Below are 19,152 nucleotides of genomic sequence, written 5' to 3'. Positions count from 1 at the left end.
TTCTTCAGACCAAAACCAACAAGAGTGAACGTCGTGGACTTGCAGACCATCCTGGGCAAACTGTTCGCCAATGCCGGCGCCGTCGGCATCGAAGGGGTTTTTCAATTCGTCTTCGGCCCGCACCAGGCGTACTGGTCCGAGGTCAATGCCAGCAGCCGCACCGAAGCCGGGCGCCACGCCAGCCCAGACGTGACCATTGAAGTGGCGGAGAAAGATTTTCTCGGGATCATGGGCGGCGTGGCCAACGTCGAGGAACTGTTCGCCAGCGGCCGCTTGAAGATCGGCGGCAACATGGGCCTGGCGACCATGCTGCCGCAAATCATTGACCACGCCCGACATGGCGCGGCGGTGGTGGAAAAGGTCGACATGAACAAGCGCTACCCGACTCCGCCGCGTTTCAGTGAACGGCTCACTGCGAGCCTGCCGACCCAGCGCACGGTCGAACGCCGGCCGCGCAGCGAATTGTCGAAGCACGAGTTCGCTACGCAATACCTGCCCAATGGCATCCCTTTAGTCATCAGCGATGCCTTGCAGGACTGGCCGTTGTTCAAGCTCAGCCGTGAAGAATCGCTGGTGCATTTCGCCGAACTGCAAGGCATCACCCGCCATGGCGATTACGTGAAGAAGACCTTCTCCACGGAACGGGATTTCCGCTCCACGTCCATGGCCGAATTCATTGCCTCGCTGGACAGCCCGGCGGTCAAAGGCGCGAACGGCGAGCCGCCGGCGTACATGGGCAACAACATCCTGCCGGCGCAGTTGATGCAGCAGATCAAGTACCCGCCGTATTTCGATCAGTCGCTGTTTATCCCGCCACGGATCTGGATCGGTCCCAAAGGTACGCTGACACCGCTGCATCGCGACGACACTGACAATCTGTTCGCCCAGGTCTGGGGCCAGAAAACCTTCACCCTCGCCGCGCCCCATCACCGCGAAGCGCTCGGCACCTGGTCCACCGCGCCCAAGGGTGGGCTGGATGGCTGCGACTTCAACCCGGACGCGCCGGACTATCAGCGTTTTCCGCAGGCGCGCGATGTGACGTTTTTAAGGGTGACTTTAGAAGCTGGGGATTTGCTGTTTTTGCCGGAAGGCTGGTTCCATCAGGTGGAATCGGTGTCGACGTCGTTGTCGGTGAATTTCTGGGTTAACTCGGGGCGGGGCTGGTAACCCCCAATCCCCCCTGTGGGAGCGGGCTTGCTCGCGAAAGCGGTGTATCAGTCGCCATCAATGCTGAATGACACACCGCTTTCGCGAGCAAGCCCGCTCCCACAGGGGGTTATTTATTTCAAATGACGGAAGCTTTGGATGGCTGAGCCCAGCACCACCGCCCCCGCCGCAATCGCCACCCAAAACCCGCTACGCGCGCCAAACGCATCCACCAGCCACCCGGAACTCGCCGCGCCAATCGCCACGCCGATGCTCAACCCGGTGATCAGCCACGTCAGGCCTTCGGTCAGTTTGGCCGGCGTGACGATGCGCTCCACCAACGCCATCGCCACAATCAGTGTCGGCGCGAAGAACAGCCCAGCCACAAATACCGCCAGCGCCAACCCGAAAATATTCGTCGCCAACAGCAACGGCAACGTGGTCACCGCCGTCATCACACCGCCATACAGGAACAGTCGCGGCAACGGCAATTTCGAGCGCAACGCACCAAACACCAACCCGGCCAGGCACGAGCCGATGGCGTACACCGACAGCACGATGCTCGCCGCCGCCGGTTGGCCCTGTTGCTGGGCGAAGGCGACACTGACCACGTCCACCACGCCGACGATCACGCCCATGGCGGTCATCAACAGCATCAGCAGGCGGATTTCACCCGAGCGAATGATCGAGCCCTGATGCTGAACTTCATGCGGGTGCACCGGCGGCTCGGTGCTGCGCTGCAAGACAAACGCGGTGACCCCGATTGCGAGCATCAGCAACGCCGCCAATGGACCCGCCTCGGGGAACGCGACCACGCACAGCCCCACCGACAGCGGCGGGCCGACGATAAAGCAGACTTCATCCAGCACCGATTCCAGGGCATACGCGGTTTGCAGTTGCGGCTGCCCGCGATAGAGCTCGGTCCAGCGCGCCCGGACCATCGCCGACATGCTCGGCATGCACCCGGCCAGCGCGGCGAACGCGAACAGCGTCCAGTTCGGCGCCTGCAAGCGGGTGCACAGCAACAGCATCAACAGCGCTCCCCCGCCGAGCAGCGCCGACACCGGCAGGATCCGGCTCTGGCCGTAGCGATCCACCAAGCGTGACACCTGTGGAGCACAGAAAGCCGTGGCCAGGGCGAAGGTTGCCGCCACCGCGCCGGCCAGTCCGTAGCCACCCTTTAACTGCGAGAGCATGGTGATCAGGCCGATGCCGGTCATGGAAATCGGCATGCGCGCGATCATCCCGGCCAGCACGAAGGCCCCGGCGCCAGGGGCTTTGAACAGTTCGCGGTAGGGGTTTGCCATGGGTCGGTCTCATTCAGGGCCTGCAAGTTGCCATAAAGGCTGGCTTGGGGGAAAGCGGGGAATTGTTGGTTGAGTGTTAAGGCTTATTCGCGAGCAGGCTCGCTCCCACAGGGGGAATGCATTTCAGGGCCGGCGCATGAAGAGTTCTTCACGGTCGCCCCACAAATGAACTCTGCGCCCCGCACACCAGTCAGCTAATTAGGCCCTCCCTTCAAGGCGCTAACCTGCATGCAGATTTCCCTCGAGCAACAAGTCGCGCTGGTCACCGGCGCCAGTTCCGGCATCGGTGCCGGCGCTGCCAAGGCCTTGGCCGCTGCCGGTGCTGCGGTTGTGATCAACTACAACTCCCAGGCTGAACCCGCCGAAGCACTGGCGCGGCAGATCAATGACAGCGGTGGTCGCGCCATCGCCATTGGCGCCGATGTCTCCAAGGAAGAGGACGTCGAACGCCTGTTCGCCCAGACCCTCGATGCCTTCGGTTTCCTCGACATTCTGGTGGCCAATTCCGGGATGCAAAAAGACGCGAAAGCCGTGGACATGAGCCTCGCCGACTGGAATCAGGTGATCGGCGTCAACCTCACCGGCCAGTTCCTCTGTGCCCGTGCTGCCCTGCGGATTTTCACCCAGCAAGGCATTCGCGAAGGCGTGTCCAAGGCCGCCGGAAAGATCATCCACATGAGTTCGGTGCACCAACGCATTCCCTGGGCCGGTCATGTCAATTACGCCGCGTCCAAGGGCGGTGTCGACATGCTGATGCAGACCCTGGCCCAGGAAGTCAGCCAGCAGAAAATCCGTATCAACGGCATCGCGCCGGGGGCAATTCGCACGGCGATCAACCGCGCCGAAACCGAGGGCGACGCCGCGCAGAAGCTGCTTGAACTCATCCCTTACGGCCGCATCGGTGATGTCGACGATATCGCCAGCGCCGTCGTGTTTCTCGCCTCCGATGCGTCCGACTACATCGTCGGCACCACCCTGTTTATCGACGGCGGCATGAGCCTCTATCCGGAGTTCCGTGGCAATGGCTGATCATCATCCCGAACGACAAAGCGCCATCGACGCCCACGGCATCATTGGCGACATGCGCAGTGCAGCGTTGGTCAACGACAAGGGCAGCGTGGATTTCTTCTGCTGGCCGGAGTTCGACAGCCCGTCGATCTTCTGCTCGCTGCTGGACACTCCCGAAGCCGGGATCTTCCAATTAGCCCCGGACCTGCCCGACGCCCGCCGCGAGCAAATCTACCTGCCGGACACCAACGTGCTGCAAACCCGCTGGCTGAGTGACTGCGCCGTGGTCGAAGTCACCGATTTGTTGCCCATCGGTGACAGCGAAGATGACCTGCCGATGCTGATGCGCCGGGTGCGGGTGGTCAGCGGCACCGCGACGATGCGCATGCGCTGCGCGGTACGGCATGACTACGCCCGGGCCAAGACCAGCGCGAGCCTGGATGACAAGGATGCTGTTTTCGACGCGGCCGATCAGCCGTCCCTGCGCCTGTCTTCGGATCAGGCACTGAGCCTGGATGACAACGCCGCCGTCGCCGAATTCACCCTCAAACAGGGTGAAAGCGCGGCGTTTTTGCTGGGCGCCATCGACGACCCGCGCTTCAAGGAAGGCGCTGCCGAGATGTGCATGGAACGCACCCTGAAGTTCTGGCGCGACTGGATCGGCCAGTCCAACTATCGCGGGCGCTGGCGGGAAATGGTCAACCGCTCGGCCCTGGCGCTGAAGCTGCTGACCTCGCGCAAACACGGCGCGATTCTCGCCGCCGCGACCTTCGGCCTCCCGGAAACCCCCGGCGGCGAGCGCAACTGGGATTACCGCTACACCTGGATCCGCGACGCCTCGTTCACCGTCTACGCGTTTATGCGCCTGGGTTTCGTCGAGGAAGCCAACGCCTACATGAAATGGATGCGCCATCGGGTCAGCGATTGCCACGGCCAGTCGATGAAAATCAACATCCTCTACGCCATCGACGGTCGCCAGGAACTGCCGGAAACCGAACTCACACACTTGGCCGGCCACGGCGGCGCGAAACCGGTGCGCATTGGTAATGGCGCCTACAACCAGATCCAGCTCGACATTTTTGGCGAGCTGATGGACGCGGTGTATCTCGTCAACAAGTACGGCGAAGCCATCTCCCATGAGGGCTGGAAACATACCGTGGAAGTGGTCGATCAGGTCTGCGAAACCTGGCAGACCGAAGACGTCGGCATCTGGGAAATGCGCGGCGAGCAGCATCACTTTTTGCACTCGCGATTGATGTGCTGGGTCGCCGTCGACCGGGCGATTCGTCTGGCCTCGAAACGCTCCCTGCCCGCCCCGTTCGCCCGTTGGGACCAGACCCGCCAGGCGATTTACGCCGACATCTGGGAAAACTTCTGGAACGAAGAGCGCGGGCATTTCGTGCAGCACATCGGCGGCACCGCCCTCGACGGCTCGATGCTGCTGATGCCGTTGGTGCGCTTCGTCAGCGCCAAGGACCCGCGCTGGCTCTCGACCCTGGAAGCGATCCAGAAAACCCTGGTGCGCGACGGCATGGTCTACCGCTATCGCAACGAAGACAGCCAGATCGACGGCCTGTCCGGCACCGAAGGCGCGTTCGCCGCGTGTTCGTTCTGGTACGTCGAATGCCTGGCCCGGGCGGGTCAGGTTGAGAAAGCGCATCTGGAGTTTGAACAGCTGCTGCGCTATGCCAACCCGTTGGGGTTGTATGCCGAGGAGTTCGACAGCCATGCGCGACATCTGGGGAATACGCCGCAGGCGCTGACGCACCTGGCGCTGATCAGTGCGGCGAGTTTTCTCGATCGTAAATTGAGTGGGGAGAAGAATTACTGGCAGCCTTGAGATCGCGTCGCCTGCATTCGCGAGCAAGCCCGCTCCCACATTTTGGAATGCATTCCCCTGTGGGAGCGGGCTTGCTCGCGAAGAGGCCGTCAGCCAAAACGCAAAACCAGCGACCTGAACCCGTCATCCAGAACCGACAGCACTCGTGGGAAATATCCCTTTTCCCGACTCGTTTTGTAGGAGCAAGACCTGCCCGCGATAAACAAAACGCGATCCCGCAGCCAAAACACATCCCCTGTGGCGAGGGAGCTTGCTCCCGCTGGGGCGCGCAGCGTCCCCCTATATCTGCCGGAAAATTTCTCCAGAAGTGACCGCATTTGCTGGATCTGCGGCTGCTGCGCAGCCGAGCGGGAGCAAGCTCCCTCGCCACAGAGGTCTGTAGGTCGCTACCTACAACAGTTAAACGCTCTCCTTGTATTCGCGCCACGTAACGCAAGTCCTACACTCGGAAATACCTTGTTGCCAGCTGTTACATCCGCACCTACCATCCACCGTCAACGGGTACAGCGGAGCTGTCCAACAAAACCCGAATTCAAGGACCCAGAATGACCCAGCGCATCCACCGCACCATCGACGCCCCACTGCGCTCCGGCCTGAACCGGGATGCTCTGTGGGAAGCCCACGACAAGGGCCTGATCAAATGCTGGGAAATCGGCCGCCAACGCGCCACCCGATTCCCCGAGCTCGCCCAACAATGCCTCGCCGACGAACTGCCGGTGCTGGGCTGGAAAGGTGGCGTGAGCCGCAGCCTGAAAAAACTCGAAAAGTACGGATCCCTCAAATACCTGGCGCAATGGCAGGGATTGCGCGGGGAAGATCTGGATATTGATTTGGCGGTGGAGCGGGCGTTGACGTGTTCGAGAACGAAGATGGTGGTGACGTTTACGCCGGATCGGACGAAGTATTTTAATCAGGTGGCGGAAGTGGAAGTATAACAACTACTTCTCTATGTACAGGTCTTGCCAAGCTCACCAGCGAGCCTACAGACAAGCAAAGTTCATCACAAAAAACAAACAACCATCTATCGACGCACCACTTCAAATTTCTAATACCTTAGGACAATGCAAATAATGACCGCAATAGCTCTTATTAATGCTGAAGTCGAGCCCTATCTCATTTCAGATAGTTTGATCACAGCGCTGGGCCCATCACCGGACAACGAAAAAAGTATTTGGATTCCAGCTCTAGGTACAATTAAATCAGAATGGCTTGATCTTTCTCCAAAAAACACCAACAAAGAAAAAACATGGCATATTACTCGACTCGGAAGAAAATGTTTCACTCTGCCCGACAACACCGGAATGCTTGCTTTTGCAGATGATTGCCAAGCAGCTTATTCATTCTGGGACAAGCTCTCCGACAAAATAAACACAAACAAATCATACGACGAATTATTCAAGGTCACACTCAACACACTACACAGCACTATATCCGAAATCGAACACGAGGCAACTAAGTTTTCATTACTTGGTATCGTAATTGATGAAAACTCACAAAGGACTCCCTTCGTACATAACCCTACAGTAGAGTTCACAACAAAAAACTTCGGCGTTTGTTATGCGAGCGGAAGCGGTGCATATTTAATAATGGATATAATAAAAGCGAAAGACAAAGTAATCACAGCAAAATTCCCGTTAGGAACAATTTCACTTTCTGAAGATTTAGCGGAGCATATATCGGCAGAAATGCTCTATCGCGAAAGCGATATTAGAAATGGTCATGAAGTAAACTCTCCTCTTGCATCATTTTGTGGGGGTATTTATGAATGGCATAAAATTGACTCCACAGGAGTGAGAGTAATGCCTAGGAGGATAGATCTTCATTTTTTAATTAAAGAAAAGAGACTTTATCTTTCGAGGATTTACCTTATAGAGCAAATGGAAACGCCTAGAAAGCCCGCACTAGAACGTTACTCCACCAGCATAATAAATTTAGGGAGTGAATTTTACCCTTTGCCAAAAAGCGGGTCCCAGAATGAATATTGCACACTCGTCGCAGACGAAAATATGGGGGTACTGATAAATTCAACATTCGCACTTTATGATACCGACAAAGAAATAAATATGCCTAAACGTCTATCTGGGCGAGCCAATACAGACACCCTACGGTATTTATTTTCTCCTGCACCGAAAATCGCTCGCACTAGAGTTACGGTCGGAAACAATGAAAACACAGCCATCACATCAAGATGGTATTCCGAGGAGCTTGGCGCAGCCCCGGTAATCTTAGAACTAGTAAATGACCAACTCTCAATCAACATAAACACACAGCTAATTGATTATGCTTGGAATGCTGCAAAGCGCCTAAGCCCATAAATAAAATTCTGCTCCGACTAAAGCCAAGAGCACGATGAGTTCATACAGAATATTTTTATGGAAACAAGACTCTAAGCCAAACAGATTGGTTACTTACTTCAATTGCGGTGAGAAATGATCATTTCATACGTTCAAGGCACAAAACTTACCTTCGCCTACGAACACCACGGCCCCACCACCGGGGCCCCGGTCATCCTGCTTCACGGCTTCCCCTACTCGCCCCGCGCCTACGACGAAATCGCCCCGGCCCTCGCTGCACAAGGCTATCGCGTCATCGTCCCGTATCTGCGTGGTTACGGCCCGACCCGTTTCAACAGCCCCGACACCCTGCGCTCCGGCCAGCAAGCCGCGCTCGCCCAGGATCTGCTGGACCTGATGGACGCCCTCGCCATTCCACAAGCCACGCTTTGTGGTTATGACTGGGGCGGTCGGGCGGCGTGCATTGTCGCGGCGTTGTGGCCAGAGCGGGTTCGCGGCCTGGTCACCGGTGATGGCTACAATTTGCAGAACATTCCGGGGTCGATCCAGCCTTTGGACCCTGAGACCGAGCATCGCCTCTGGTATCAGTATTACTTCCACACTGCGCGCGGTGTTGAGGGTTTGACGCAAAATCGCCGAGCTTTTTGCGAATTGCTCTGGCGCCTCTGGTCGCCGACCTGGGCCAGGAATGCCGAGCGTTATCCCCTGAGTGCGCCGGCCTTCGATAACCCGGATTTTGTCGAGGTGGTGATTCACTCCTATCGGCATCGGTTCATGTATGTGGCGGGCGATCCTGCGCTGGAGTGGATGGAAGAAGCCTTGGCTAAACAACCACCGATCAGCGTGCCGACGATTTCCCTGTGCGGCGCTGACGATGGCGTGGGACCGGCGCCAGAAGCAGATGAAGACGTCGAGCATTTCACTGGTCGTTACGAGCGCCGTGTGCTGGCAGGCGTCGGGCACAACATTCCCGAAGAGGCGCCCGAAGCGACGATCAAGGCACTGCTGGATCTACTGAAAGCGGATCTACTGAAAGGCTGACGCTGAAGCGCTCGCGATAGGCTTGCGGCGTCACTCCAATGGCCCGCAGGAAGCTGCGGCGCAGGGTTTCTTCGCTGCCAAAACCGCATTGCACCGCGACCCGTTTGATCGGCACGCCGGTGTCGCTGAGCAGCCGTCGCGCGGTTTCGACCCGGATCAGTTCGATGGCCCGGGCCGGAGTCTGGCCGGTGTCGGTGCGGTAGTGGCGGATGAAGCTGCGTTCGCTCATGCCAGCTTGCAGCGCCAAAGTCGGGACGCCAAGATCCTTGGTGAGGTTTTCGCTGATCCAGGCATGAAGTTCGTCGAAACGGTTGCCTTCCTGCTGCAGAGACAAGGTCACGCTGAACTGCGACTGGCCGCCAGGTCGTTTGAGAAACACCACCAGTTGCCGGGCGACGTCCAGGGCCATGGCGCGACCGAGGTCTTCTTCGACCATGGCCAGCGCCAGGTCGATGCCGGCGGTGACGCCCGCCGAGGTCCAGACCGGGCCGTCATTGATGAAGATCGGGTTGGGCTCGACGTGCAGGCGCGGATGCTTTTGCGCCAACTCCTCGCAACGGGTCCAGTGGGTGACCACGCGCCGACCGTCGAGCCAGCCGCTGGCCGCCAGCAGAAATGCGCCGGTGCAAACTGAAGAAACGCGGCGACAACCGGTTGCGTGTTCGCGCACCCACTCCACCAGCTGCGCGTCTTCGGCCGCCGAGTAAACGCCCCAACCGCCAGCGATGATCAATGTATCGCTGGGGTCCGAGGGCAATGGCTCGGTTAACAACGCCAGGCCCGCCGACGACATCACCGCCCCACCCCCGCAGGCAATCACCGACGGCGCATAGGGCGCGGGTAAACCCTGTTGCCGTGCAATGTCGTTGGCCGAGGCAAACACCTGCAACGGCCCCGTGACGTCGAGTACCTGGACGTTCGCAAACGCGAGCACATGAATGGATTTCGGCATGATTGGCGTAATTCGTGGGGTTATTGGCGGATACGCCAGATCCTACGAGCCTACAGTGAAGCCGTCCACCCCCCTCCAGGAGAAAAAACGCCATGACGTTGCAGATCGGTTTTCTGTTGTTTCCACAGGTTCAACAATTGGACCTGACCGGCCCTTATGACGTGTTGGCCTCGCTGCCGGACGTGCAGGTGCATCTGATCTGGAAGGACCTGGTGCCGGTCACCGCCAGTACCGGCCTGGTGCTGAAACCGACCACCACCTTCGAAGACTGCCCGGCGCTGGATGTGATTTGCATCCCGGGTGGCGCCGGTGTCGGGCCGTTGATGGAAGATGAGCAAACCCTGGCCTTCATCAAGACTCAAGCGGCCAATGCGCGCTACGTCACCTCGGTGTGCACCGGTGCGCTGGTGCTCGGTGCGGCGGGTCTGCTCAAGGGCAAACGCGCTACCACTCACTGGGCTTATCACGATTTGCTCGGGACATTGGGCGCGATCCCGGTGAAAGATCGGGTGGTGCGCGACGGTAATCTGTTTACCGGTGGCGGGATCACGGCGGGCATCGACTTCGCCCTGACCCTGGCCGCTGAGCTGTTCGGCAAGGACACCGCGCAAGTAGTGCAGCTGCAACTCGAATACGCGCCTGCACCACCGTTCCAGGCCGGCAGCCCTGAAACCGCGCCGCAGAGCATTGTGGAAGAGGCGCAACGGCGGGCGGCGCCGTCGTATGTACAGCGCAAGCTGATCACTGAACGGGCCGCGGCAAGGTTGAACCTTCAGTAAATGATCGTGGCGGCGAAGGTTAATGCCCTTGCCGCCACAGGCTTTCGGAAAGACTTTTCCATCGCCCATAAAAAAACCCGCCGAAGCGGGTTTCTCAAGACCATTGCGACATCCTGTCGGCAGCCATCCTGGCTAATGGTCGATCATCCGTGATCCTGAGCACTTCCTGTGCTTCAGTTGATGGATCCAGAATATGCGCATCGCCGAAGCTTAAACAGACGACATACCCGCGAGCGCGTGTAAGCGATTGACCATTAGAGGCGAAAATCTCCCTGTGGGAGCGGGCTTGCTCGCGAAGACGGCAGCATATCCGGCATCGATGTGGCTGACAGACCGCATTCGCGAGCAAGCCCGCTCCCACAAGGGTTCTGGGTTCGGCGAGGTATTTGTGAATGGCTGAGATCAATTGTGGGAGCGGGCTTGCTCGCGAAGACGGCAGCATATCCGGCATCCATGTCACTGACAGACCGCTTTCGCGAGCAAGCTCGCTCCCACAGGGGTTCTGAGTTCGGCGAGGTATTTGTGAATGGCTGAGATCAATTGTGGGAGCGAGCCTGCTCGCGATGGCGGCGGCACATCCAACATCTATTTTGAATGTGAGGGCCTCATCGCGAGCAAGCTCGCTCCCACAGGGGTTCTGGGTTCGGCGCGGTATTTGTGAATGGCTGGGATCAAATTGTGGGAGCGAGCCTGCTCGCGAAGACGGCGGCATATCCGGCATCAATGTCACTGACAGACCGCTTTCGCGAGCAAGCGCGCTCCCACAGGGGGATTTCGGTTCGGCGCGGTATCTGGGTATCGCTCACTGCCACAAATCCAGCCCACTTTCCGACAGGCGAAAAAAAACCCGCCGAAGCGGGTTTTTCCAAGACCATGTCGACTCCCTGTCGGCAGCGAATCCTTGCTTATGGTCGATCATCCGTGATCCTGAGCACTTCCTGTGCTTCAGTTGATGAGGCTAGATTACGCTTCGGATCCAATGTGCAATAGACGACATAGCTACCACCGCGTGTAAGACATTCGCTATACCACTCCTTCCGGAAACCCTTAGATGCCTCAGGCTTCCAGCATGGAAGCCGCGAGTTTAGCGACTTGCAGCTGACCTTCGGCCGCCAGGCTGGCGTCATCCTCCAGAAACCAGGCTGCCGACAATCCGGCAAATGCCAGCACCCATTGCAGCAAGCGCCGACGCTCAAGCCCTGCCGCTTTGGCCACGACCTTGATTTGTCGCGCAAAGCGCAGCGGGTCGGTCGCCGTGGGCAGTTCAGGGTTGCAAAGCAGGTTGGCGTAATCGAAACCGCGCTCGCCGATCACCCGCTTGGGGTCGATGACCAGCCAGCCTCGCGGGCCGAAATCGAGGATATTGTCGTGGTGGATGTCGCCATGCAGCACGACCACGTCTTGTGGCGAGGCCAGCAAAGCTTCGGCAGTCGCCAGACTGAGGGAATAGAGGCCGCCGTGCTGCGCGGCCGCCAGGTGTAATGATGTGAACCATTGCGCCAACGGCACCAGCGGCGGCAAGGGCGAAAGGCGCGGTGCATGTAACCGCGCCACCGCAGCACACATAATCTGGCTGGCTTCGTCGTCCTGGCCGTTGAGCGCCATGTTCATCAGTGAACGCCGGCCCATGGCACGCTCCATCAACAAGCCGTCGCCGTGATGGGCAAACACTTGGGCGGCGCCCTCGCCGTCCCACCAGGTCATGAGCAGATTGCCGAACTTCTCCTCGGCATCCATCGCCACCTTCAACATCGCCGGCACTTCACCCATCCGTACCGGCAGCAAACGACTGCCGGGCGTGATGATCGGCTCGCCGTCGGGCACCAGCGCCCAGCGCTTCAACCAAGGTTCAAACATTCACTCGCCCTGATGTTCGCGGGCCTTTTCACTGACTTTCAGAAACTCTTCGATGTTGCTCATTTGCTCATCCCAGCCACGACTGTCCATGCGGAACGCCTTCAGCCGGCGGGATTGGGGAATGTGATCGAAACCGGACTCGACAACCGTCAACAACGTGCCTTCGTCCATGTCCTGGAGTTCGAATTTCACCAGGGTGGTCGGCTCTTGGGAATAATCCACGTCCGGCTCCACGGCATATGGGTGCCAGCGAAACGAAAACACCCGCTCCGGCTCGACCCGCTCCACCAGCACATTCCACAGCAAGTGCTCATAACCGGGATAGGTAATCTGCCCCTGGGTCCACTCACCCGCAACAAAGCGCTTGCCCTCAAGCGCCACGCCAAACCACTGGCCGAACGCCTCGGCATTGGCCAACACGCGCCACACATGCGAACGCGGCGCCTTGAGCAAAATCTTTCTTTCGATGCGATCTGATGCTGGATTCATAAGTCACCTCCTGTACTGAACAGTAGGCCTGTAAGACCACAAGACCAACCCTAAAGTTGTATCAAGCCAGTGCGACTATCAACATAGTCTGAAATATTAGGCTGTATTTAGGACCTTCGGTTCTGGATTAAGGACGAGAGTTGGCCGATCGAAACTGCTAACGTTTGCAGCGAAGTTGAACCAGACAAGGACGATTCATGCAGCCTTCACTCTCGGAGCGTTATCGCGGGGCCCTGCTGGGACTGGCATGCGGCGATGCCATTGGAACCAGCGTCGAATTCCAGCCGCGCGGCTCGTTCGCCAGCCTGACCGACATGGTGGGCGGCGGGCCTTTCAACTTGAAGCCGGGGCAATGGACTGATGACACCTCAATGGCGCTTTGCCTCGCGGAAAGCCTGTTGACCAAAACCGGATTCAACGCGGCCGATCAAATGGGCCGTTACCTCAACTGGTGGCATTGGGGTTACCTGAGTTCAACCGGCGAATGCTTCGACATTGGCATGACCGTGCGTGACGCCCTTACCCGCTACCAGGAAACCGGCGACCCTTTTGCTGGCTCCGTCGACCCGAATACCGCTGGCAACGGCTCGTTGATGAGATTGGTGCCGGTGGTGCTGTATTACTTTCCCGACATAGAACGGATCAGAACCTTTGCCGCCGACAGTTCCCGGACCACCCACGCCGCGCCGGAAGCGATCGAATGCTGCCAGTTGTTCGCCGAATTGATTGGCAAGACACTGCAATGTGCTTTCAAGGAAGATTTGCGCCGTCTGCCGGAAACGACCTTCCTTGAACCCAAGGTCGCGGCCATCGCACGAGGGGATTACCTGGGCAAACCGAAAAGTGAGATCCGCGGCAGTGGGTATTGCGTTGCATCGCTGGAAGCGGCCTTGTGGTGTTTTCATCACACCGACAGTTTTGAAGCAGCCATCCTGGAAGCCGCGAACCTGGGGGACGATGCGGATACGACCGCCGCAATCGTCGGTCAGTTGGCCGGAGCCTATTACGGTGTACAGGCGATTCCCGAGGGTTGGCTGACAAAGTTGCATCAGCGAGATGACATTGAAGCCACAGCTGAAGCTCTGTATCAGACGGCAAAAGATCACGCCCCACTCACTCAGTCAGAGCATGGTAATGAATAGCCTGCGCGGAAGCTGCCTGTGCAAAACCATCGAGTACCAGCTCGATAGCCTCGACATGTCGATCAGCCATTGTCATTGCCAGACCTGCCGCAAGGCCCACGCTGCGGCGTTTGCCTCGACCGCAGGGGTGATGCGCGAGCATTTTCGCTGGACCAAGGGGCAGGATCGGTTGAGCAGTTATGAATCGTCGCCGGGCAAGTTGCGACATTTCTGTTCTGTGTGTGGCTCGCAGTTGATGGCGGAGCGCTTGGCTCAGCCGCATGTGATTGTGCGGGTGGCGACGCTGGATGTTGATCCGGGGACGAGGCCGCAGGCGCATATCTGGACGGCGCATGATGTGCCTTGGCTTGAATATGAATCGATTGAAAAATGTTTGGAGTGGCAGACATAGACTTATCAGGCCACAAAAATCCCTGTGGGAGCGGGCTTGCTCGCGAAGAGGGAGTGTCAGTCGACATTGATGTTGTCTGACACACCGCTTTCGCGAGCAAGCTGATCAGGCCTAATGATTTTGGACACTTCAATCGGGCGTTATGATGGCGCCCAAATCTGAGGTGTTTGGTATGCGTACTTCTTATTCAACTGAATTCAAACTCAAGGCTGTCGGCATGGTGCTGGACGAGGGGATATCGGTTCCCGAGGTCTGTGCCAGTTTAGATATTGGCCCTACGGCCTTGCGTCGCTGGGTCGACCAGGTGCGTAAAGAACGCCAGGGTTCGACGCCGGTGGGAGCCAAAGCGATCACCGCTGACCAGCGAGAAATCCAGGAACTCAAAGCCTTGCTCAGGCAAAAAGACCGGGATATCGAAATCCTAAAAAAGGCCAGTGCTCTCCTGCTGTTGGACGCCAAAGATCATTCTCACTGATCAATGAGCTGGGCGAGCGATACGGCGTTAACGACTGCTGCCGGGTGTTTGAAGTCAGCCGCAGCAGTTTTTATGCCTGGCGTCAGCGCCAAGGCAAGGTGAACCCTGAGCGGGAGAAACTCAAAGCCATGCTGGTCGAGCATCACAAGGAATCCAGAGCGTCCGCGGGGGCGCGCACCCTCTCCAGGGAGCTGAAAGCCAAGGGGCATCGCGTCGGGCGGCACTTGGCTCGCAGCTTGATGCGAGAAGCCGGCGTGGTCAGTCGTCAGCGCCGGCGTCACAAATACAAGTCATCGGGTGTTGAAGCCTTGGTGGCGCCGCACGTGCTCAAGCGCGAGTTTGATGTCACGGCGATCAACCAAGTGTGGTGCGCGGACGTGACGTATATCAAGGTCGGCACGCGGTGGATGTATTTTGCAGCGGTTCTGGACCTGTTCGCCCGCCGGCTCGTGGGCTGGGCGTTTTCGATGATCTCGGATGCGGAGCTGACCTGCGAGGCCCTACGGATGGCGGTTGAGCTGCGAGGAAAACCCAAAGACGTGCTGTTTCACTCCGATCAAGGCTGCCAGTACACCAGCCATAAGTTCAGGAATGAGTTGCTGGCGAATGGGCTGCGGCAAAGCATGAGTCGTAAAGGCGAATGCTGGGATAACGCCCCGATGGAGCGTTTCTTTGGCAGTCTGAAATCAGAGTGGGTGCCTGAAGCCGGTTACCGCTCGGAGTATGAAGCCCGGGCTGATTTGCAGCGCTACGTGATGCGCTACAACAACGTCAGGCTTCATAGCTACAACGATTACCGGTCACCGGTCGCCATGGAGAAAATGGCGGCGTGAAAAAACCGTAACGGGTGTCCAGAATTACTTGACCAGTTCAAGCCCGCTCCCACAGGGGTAGTGGTGAGTTGTGGATTCGCTACACTGCACCCCACTTTCCAATGTCATTGTGAGAATCCCTTATGCCCCCTCGCTTTCTCCTGGCGCTGATGCCGCTGCTCTTCACCACCGTTGCGCATGCCGTGGATTGTGACAATGCCACTAACCAAGGCGATATGAACCAGTGCGCCGCCCAGCAATTCAAAGCGGCGGATAAAGAGCTGAATGCGCTTTACCAGCAGATCAACCAACGGTTGAAAGACAGTCCTGACACCAAAAAATTGCTGGTCAGTGCCCAGCGGAGTTGGGTGGCGTTTCGGGATGCGGAGTGCAACTTCTCCGCTTCCGGGGTGGACGGTGGCAGTGTGTATCCGCTGATCTACAGCAACTGCACCACCGGGCTGACCAAGGCGCGGGTCGAGGCGTTCAAGACTTACTTGAAGTGCGAGGAAGGTGATTTGAGTTGTCCGGTGCCTGGGGCTTGATGCTGCGGTGTCAGTGAGGGCTTCTTCGCGGGCAAGCCTCGCTCCTACAGGGGTTTTGCGTCGATCACAAATCCCTTGTAGGAGCGAGGCTTGCCCGCGAAGGCGTTCGGTCAGGCGCTGCCGTTACCGAACAAATATCTGCGCCGTGGTAATCGCCATATCCCCACCCGGCAACTTGATACTCCCCACCTGCTTCATACTTTCGGCATCAAAAATCGCCACGTCGTTAAACGTCCCCGCCAGATAGATCTTGCTGCCGTCCTTGTTGAAGGAAATGCAGTAGTAAGAGTGATCCAGCGTCGCTGCCTGGAGCATTTTCTTCTGTTTGATATCGTACTTGGCCAAGCGGTTGAGCACGCCGAACATCAGGTTCGGGTCCTTGGGCGAGCGCATGCCGCTGAAGTAGATTTCCGTCAGTGGGCCGAAATCGGTGGTTTCGGTCTTGCCGGTTTTCAGGTCGACACTGAACAGCCCGTAGAGGTATTCGGCGGTCAGTGGGTCCTGCTTCTTGTCCTTGAATTTCGCCGCGGTGTAGAGCAGCGAGAAGTCATGGCGATAGGTCTGCTGGTTCCACACATAGAGCACGTCCGGCGCGCTGTAGTTTTCGCGTTTCCAGTGACGGCTGGGGATCAGCACGTCGAACTTGCCGGTCTTCACATCCACTTTGTAGACGTCCGCCCCCGCCACATACAGCGTGCCGTCGTCGCCGCTCTGCATGATGGTCAACTGCCGTGGCGCCGGGAAACTGCGCACCGGTTTGGCATCCATGCCGGCGTCGGTTGGATAGACATCGAGCCGTGGCTGCTGCACTTCATAGCGGTCGTTGAGCATCAACGTCGGGTTGGCAATGGCGAACAATTCCTTGCCATCATGGCTCAGGGTGAAGGCGAACATCGACTTGGCTTTCTCCCCCGGTTTCTGGGTGATGCTGGCGTGGAACACCTGCTTGCAGCTGTCAAGTTCGACGCCGTAGATATCCGCGTAGTGATTGTTCAGCACATACGCAGTCTTGCGATCCGGCGACAGTTGCACGGTGCCCGGGCCGAAGGCATCCGGCATCTTGCAGGTCTTGAACAAGGTGTCGGTGGCCAGGTCGATCACGTGCAGGTTGTTCGGGTAATTGGTGGTCAACATGTACTCATGACCGTCTTGCAACGCAGTGTTTTCATCGGCCAGAACATTGAGCGAACAAGCACCCAAGACGGCGAATGCGGCCAGGCCGCAGGCTTTGATACGAAGCATGCTGGAATCCTTCTCTCTGTCCGATTATTTGTCTTTGGGGAAGACAGTCCCGAGGTTGCGCCAGTTGTCGTTGGAGGCCTGCGCGTCCTTGTTCCAGTCCGGGTAGGTGCTCATCATGTCGGGCACCTGGGCCGGCCACCAGCAAGGGTCGGAGCAGCCGTAAAGGTCCGCTTCCATCGGTTGGCACAGCGACGACACACCACCAAACGCATCGATTTCCCAGCCTGGGTCAGTGGTCGAGGCGCAGCCGGCGACTGAGCTCATCGCCACCACTTCTTCGATGCGGTTTTCCTCCGCGGCCTTGTCCATTTTCAGCGCTTTGTTATTGATTGCCTTGAGATGTTTCATATCAGTGAGCCTTGCGCGGAGTGATGTAGCTGCTGATAAACGCAGGGTTGTGGGCCATGATCCGGGTGTAGACCTCGATGCCGAAGTCGACCCAGTCACGCATCAGTTCGCAGTAGTGATAGGTCGGGTGGGTCGGGTCGCCGTAGCGGGCATAGCTTTCGTGATAGCAGCCGCCGGAGCACAGGTTGCGGATCTGGCAGTCCTCGCACCCGGTGTTGGTGCGGTCCAGGCGCTGGGACAGAAAGTCGTTCAATTCGACCTGTTTCACGCCGCTGTGGACGTTGCCAAACGTCGGCAGTGACGAACCGGTAAAGCGATGGCACAGGTTCAATTCGCCTTTGTGGTCCACCGCCAACATCTTCAGGCCCGCGCCGCACGGCAGGGCTTTTTTGTGGCCTTCGTGGATGTCGGTGATCAACTGGTGCAGGTTGGAAAAACCGATATTGCGGTGCTCCAGCGCGGCTTCCAGATAGCGTCGGCCGAGCTTCTTCATGTTGGCGAAGACTTCGATCAACTCGTCGCTGGACAGGTTGAAGGTGCTGATATCGCCCGACGTCACCGGGGCAAAACCGACCTCGGCAAACCCCAGTTCGTTGAACAAGTGATCCCAGATGGTTTCCACGTCGGTGACGCCCGTGGTCAGGGTCACCCGCGCGCCGACCGGACGGCTGTTGTAGCGCGACAGCAGCATCTCGGCCTTACGCCGCACCACGTCATACGTGCCCTGTCCGCCCACGGTGATGCGGTTGCGGTCGTGCACGGTTTTCGGCCCGTCGATACTCACCGACAGCCCGAAACGGTGGGCGTTGAGGTAGTCCACGGTGTCTTCGGTGAGCAGCGTGGCGTTGGTGGTCATGACGAACTCGACGAACTTGCCCGCTTCGGCAAACCGCTTCTCGCAATAATCGACCATGTACTCGATCAGCTTGCGATTGCTCAGCGGCTCGCCACCGAAAAACACCACGGTGAAACGCTCTTCGTCCGGGGATTCACGCAACAGCATTTCCACCGAAGCCACTGCGGTTTCGACGTCCATTTTCTTGCCCGCCGACGGCTTGTCGAGGTCTTCCTTGTAGCAGTAGGTGCAACTCAGGTTGCAACCGGTGTTGACGTTGAGCACCACGGTGTTGATCGCCGTGCGCTCGACCCGTTTGGTGCCGATGTCCGGGGTCAGTGGCGAGCCGTCGCTGACCAGTTCCAGAGCCATCAGCTCGCACAGGGTTTCGGTGATTTCTTCACCGTTGAAACGCGCGGCCAGGCGCTGGATCAGGTCGTCCGAGGAGCAACCGGGGCCGCGCAAGGTGTCGATGATGGTGCCCGTCAGTTCATCGCTGGCGAACAGCGAACTGCTGGGAATGTGAAACAGCATGCGGTCGGCATCGACGTGCACTTCGTGCAGATTCCGTTCGACCAGATTCAAAATAGCGCCCATTGCAACCTCCTGTGCAAACCCCGTTTTACGGGGCCTGCGATCATTCCGAAAA

Annotated in this window: 19 protein-coding genes; 12 read left to right on the top strand and 7 right to left on the bottom strand. The window is 58.3% G+C overall.

The features are described 5' to 3' along the window. Nucleotides 1-33 precede the first annotated feature (33 nt). Nucleotides 34-1,167, top strand: a complete 1,134-nt coding sequence (locus NK667_RS05415) for a cupin-like domain-containing protein (RefSeq protein WP_054617356.1) — start codon at nucleotides 34-36, stop codon at nucleotides 1,165-1,167. Nucleotides 1,168-1,280: 113 nt separating this feature from the next. Here the strand turns inward: NK667_RS05415 and NK667_RS05405 are convergent, their stop codons facing one another. Continuing rightward, nucleotides 1,281-2,453: an MFS transporter gene (locus NK667_RS05405; protein WP_054617357.1), complete on the bottom strand. Its 1,173-nt coding sequence runs from the start codon at nucleotides 2,451-2,453 to the stop codon at nucleotides 1,281-1,283. A 228-nt stretch (nucleotides 2,454-2,681) separates the two neighbouring features. Between NK667_RS05405 and NK667_RS05400 the strand changes: the two genes are divergently transcribed. The 5 genes from NK667_RS05400 (at nucleotide 2,682) to NK667_RS05380 (ending at nucleotide 8,636) form a co-directional block, all read left to right on the top strand. Next, complete coding sequence (locus tag NK667_RS05400; RefSeq protein WP_054617358.1) at nucleotides 2,682-3,482, top strand: glucose 1-dehydrogenase; 801 nt, start codon at nucleotides 2,682-2,684, stop codon at nucleotides 3,480-3,482. Further along, complete coding sequence (locus NK667_RS05395; RefSeq protein WP_054617359.1) at nucleotides 3,475-5,301, top strand: glycoside hydrolase family 15 protein; 1,827 nt, start codon at nucleotides 3,475-3,477, stop codon at nucleotides 5,299-5,301. The genes NK667_RS05400 and NK667_RS05395 overlap by 8 nt, the downstream gene beginning before the upstream one ends. A 545-nt stretch (nucleotides 5,302-5,846) precedes the next feature. Beyond that, nucleotides 5,847-6,236 carry a hypothetical protein gene (locus tag NK667_RS05390; RefSeq protein WP_054617360.1) on the top strand — a complete coding sequence of 130 codons (390 nt, stop codon included), beginning with the start codon at nucleotides 5,847-5,849 and terminating at the stop codon, nucleotides 6,234-6,236. A gap of 135 nt (nucleotides 6,237-6,371) precedes the next feature. Further along, nucleotides 6,372-7,616: a hypothetical protein gene (locus tag NK667_RS05385; RefSeq protein WP_152981167.1), complete on the top strand. Its 1,245-nt coding sequence runs from the start codon at nucleotides 6,372-6,374 to the stop codon at nucleotides 7,614-7,616. A 114-nt stretch (nucleotides 7,617-7,730) separates the two neighbouring features. Next, a complete protein-coding gene (locus NK667_RS05380) occupies nucleotides 7,731-8,636 on the top strand; it encodes an alpha/beta fold hydrolase (RefSeq protein WP_054617361.1) in 906 nt (301 codons plus the stop codon). On the opposite strand, the gene NK667_RS05375 is transcribed toward NK667_RS05380, so the two are convergent. After that, on the bottom strand, nucleotides 8,590-9,588 hold the full coding sequence (locus NK667_RS05375; protein WP_054617362.1) for a GlxA family transcriptional regulator: 999 nt from the start codon (nucleotides 9,586-9,588) through the stop codon (nucleotides 8,590-8,592). The two genes, NK667_RS05380 and NK667_RS05375, sit on opposite strands and share 47 nt — an antisense overlap. A 92-nt stretch (nucleotides 9,589-9,680) precedes the next feature. On the opposite strand from NK667_RS05375, the gene inhA reads away from it, so the two are divergent. Beyond that, complete coding sequence (gene inhA, locus NK667_RS05370; protein WP_054617363.1) at nucleotides 9,681-10,367, top strand: isonitrile hydratase; 687 nt, start codon at nucleotides 9,681-9,683, stop codon at nucleotides 10,365-10,367. 1,056 nt (nucleotides 10,368-11,423) lie between these two features. On the opposite strand, the gene NK667_RS05365 is transcribed toward inhA, so the two are convergent. Next, nucleotides 11,424-12,224 (bottom strand): aminoglycoside phosphotransferase family protein, encoded by an 801-nt coding sequence (locus NK667_RS05365; protein ID WP_054617364.1) that lies wholly within the window; start codon nucleotides 12,222-12,224, stop codon nucleotides 11,424-11,426. Then, nucleotides 12,225-12,713 carry an SRPBCC family protein gene (locus NK667_RS05360; protein WP_054617365.1) on the bottom strand — a complete coding sequence of 163 codons (489 nt, stop codon included), beginning with the start codon at nucleotides 12,711-12,713 and terminating at the stop codon, nucleotides 12,225-12,227. Nucleotides 12,714-12,910: 197 nt separating this feature from the next. On the opposite strand from NK667_RS05360, the gene NK667_RS05355 reads away from it, so the two are divergent. The 5 genes from NK667_RS05355 to NK667_RS05335 all read left to right on the top strand — a co-directional run bounded on the left by NK667_RS05355 (nucleotide 12,911) and on the right by NK667_RS05335 (nucleotide 16,078). After that, complete coding sequence (locus tag NK667_RS05355) at nucleotides 12,911-13,855, top strand: ADP-ribosylglycohydrolase family protein (RefSeq protein ID WP_054617366.1); 945 nt, start codon at nucleotides 12,911-12,913, stop codon at nucleotides 13,853-13,855. Further along, the gene (locus NK667_RS05350) at nucleotides 13,848-14,246 is read left to right on the top strand and encodes a GFA family protein (RefSeq protein ID WP_054617367.1); all 399 of its coding nucleotides are present in this window, start codon (nucleotides 13,848-13,850) and stop codon (nucleotides 14,244-14,246) included. The genes NK667_RS05355 and NK667_RS05350 overlap by 8 nt, the downstream gene beginning before the upstream one ends. A 172-nt stretch (nucleotides 14,247-14,418) precedes the next feature. Next, nucleotides 14,419-14,721 carry a transposase gene (locus NK667_RS05345; RefSeq protein WP_054055342.1) on the top strand — a complete coding sequence of 101 codons (303 nt, stop codon included), beginning with the start codon at nucleotides 14,419-14,421 and terminating at the stop codon, nucleotides 14,719-14,721. Beyond that, nucleotides 14,718-15,554 carry an IS3 family transposase gene (locus tag NK667_RS05340; protein ID WP_054055340.1) on the top strand — a complete coding sequence of 279 codons (837 nt, stop codon included), beginning with the start codon at nucleotides 14,718-14,720 and terminating at the stop codon, nucleotides 15,552-15,554. The genes NK667_RS05345 and NK667_RS05340 overlap by 4 nt, the downstream gene beginning before the upstream one ends. Nucleotides 15,555-15,676: 122 nt before the next feature. Continuing rightward, a complete protein-coding gene (locus NK667_RS05335) occupies nucleotides 15,677-16,078 on the top strand; it encodes a lysozyme inhibitor LprI family protein (RefSeq protein ID WP_054617368.1) in 402 nt (133 codons plus the stop codon). 123 nt (nucleotides 16,079-16,201) lie between these two features. Here NK667_RS05335 and peaD read toward each other — a convergent pair whose 3' ends face one another. Genes peaD through peaB form a run of 3 tightly spaced genes read right to left on the bottom strand, consistent with a single transcriptional unit; the run spans nucleotide 16,202 to nucleotide 19,100 of the window. Beyond that, on the bottom strand, nucleotides 16,202-17,320 hold the full coding sequence (peaD, locus tag NK667_RS05330) for a quinohemoprotein amine dehydrogenase subunit beta (protein WP_054617369.1): 1,119 nt from the start codon (nucleotides 17,318-17,320) through the stop codon (nucleotides 16,202-16,204). Nucleotides 17,321-17,344: 24 nt separating this feature from the next. Next, nucleotides 17,345-17,668, bottom strand: a complete 324-nt coding sequence (gene qhpC, locus NK667_RS05325; protein ID WP_054053439.1) for a quinohemoprotein amine dehydrogenase subunit gamma — start codon at nucleotides 17,666-17,668, stop codon at nucleotides 17,345-17,347. Between the two features lies 1 nt (nucleotide 17,669). Then, complete coding sequence (peaB, locus tag NK667_RS05320; RefSeq protein WP_054617370.1) at nucleotides 17,670-19,100, bottom strand: quinohemoprotein amine dehydrogenase maturation protein; 1,431 nt, start codon at nucleotides 19,098-19,100, stop codon at nucleotides 17,670-17,672. Between the last annotated feature and the right edge of the window lie 52 nt (nucleotides 19,101-19,152).

It is taken from the genome of Pseudomonas nunensis, from assembly GCF_024296925.1.
Taxonomy (GTDB): domain Bacteria; phylum Pseudomonadota; class Gammaproteobacteria; order Pseudomonadales; family Pseudomonadaceae; genus Aquipseudomonas; species Aquipseudomonas nunensis.
The sequence above is the reverse complement of the archived record's forward strand: the minus strand, read 5'-3'. Positions and strand labels throughout refer to the sequence as shown.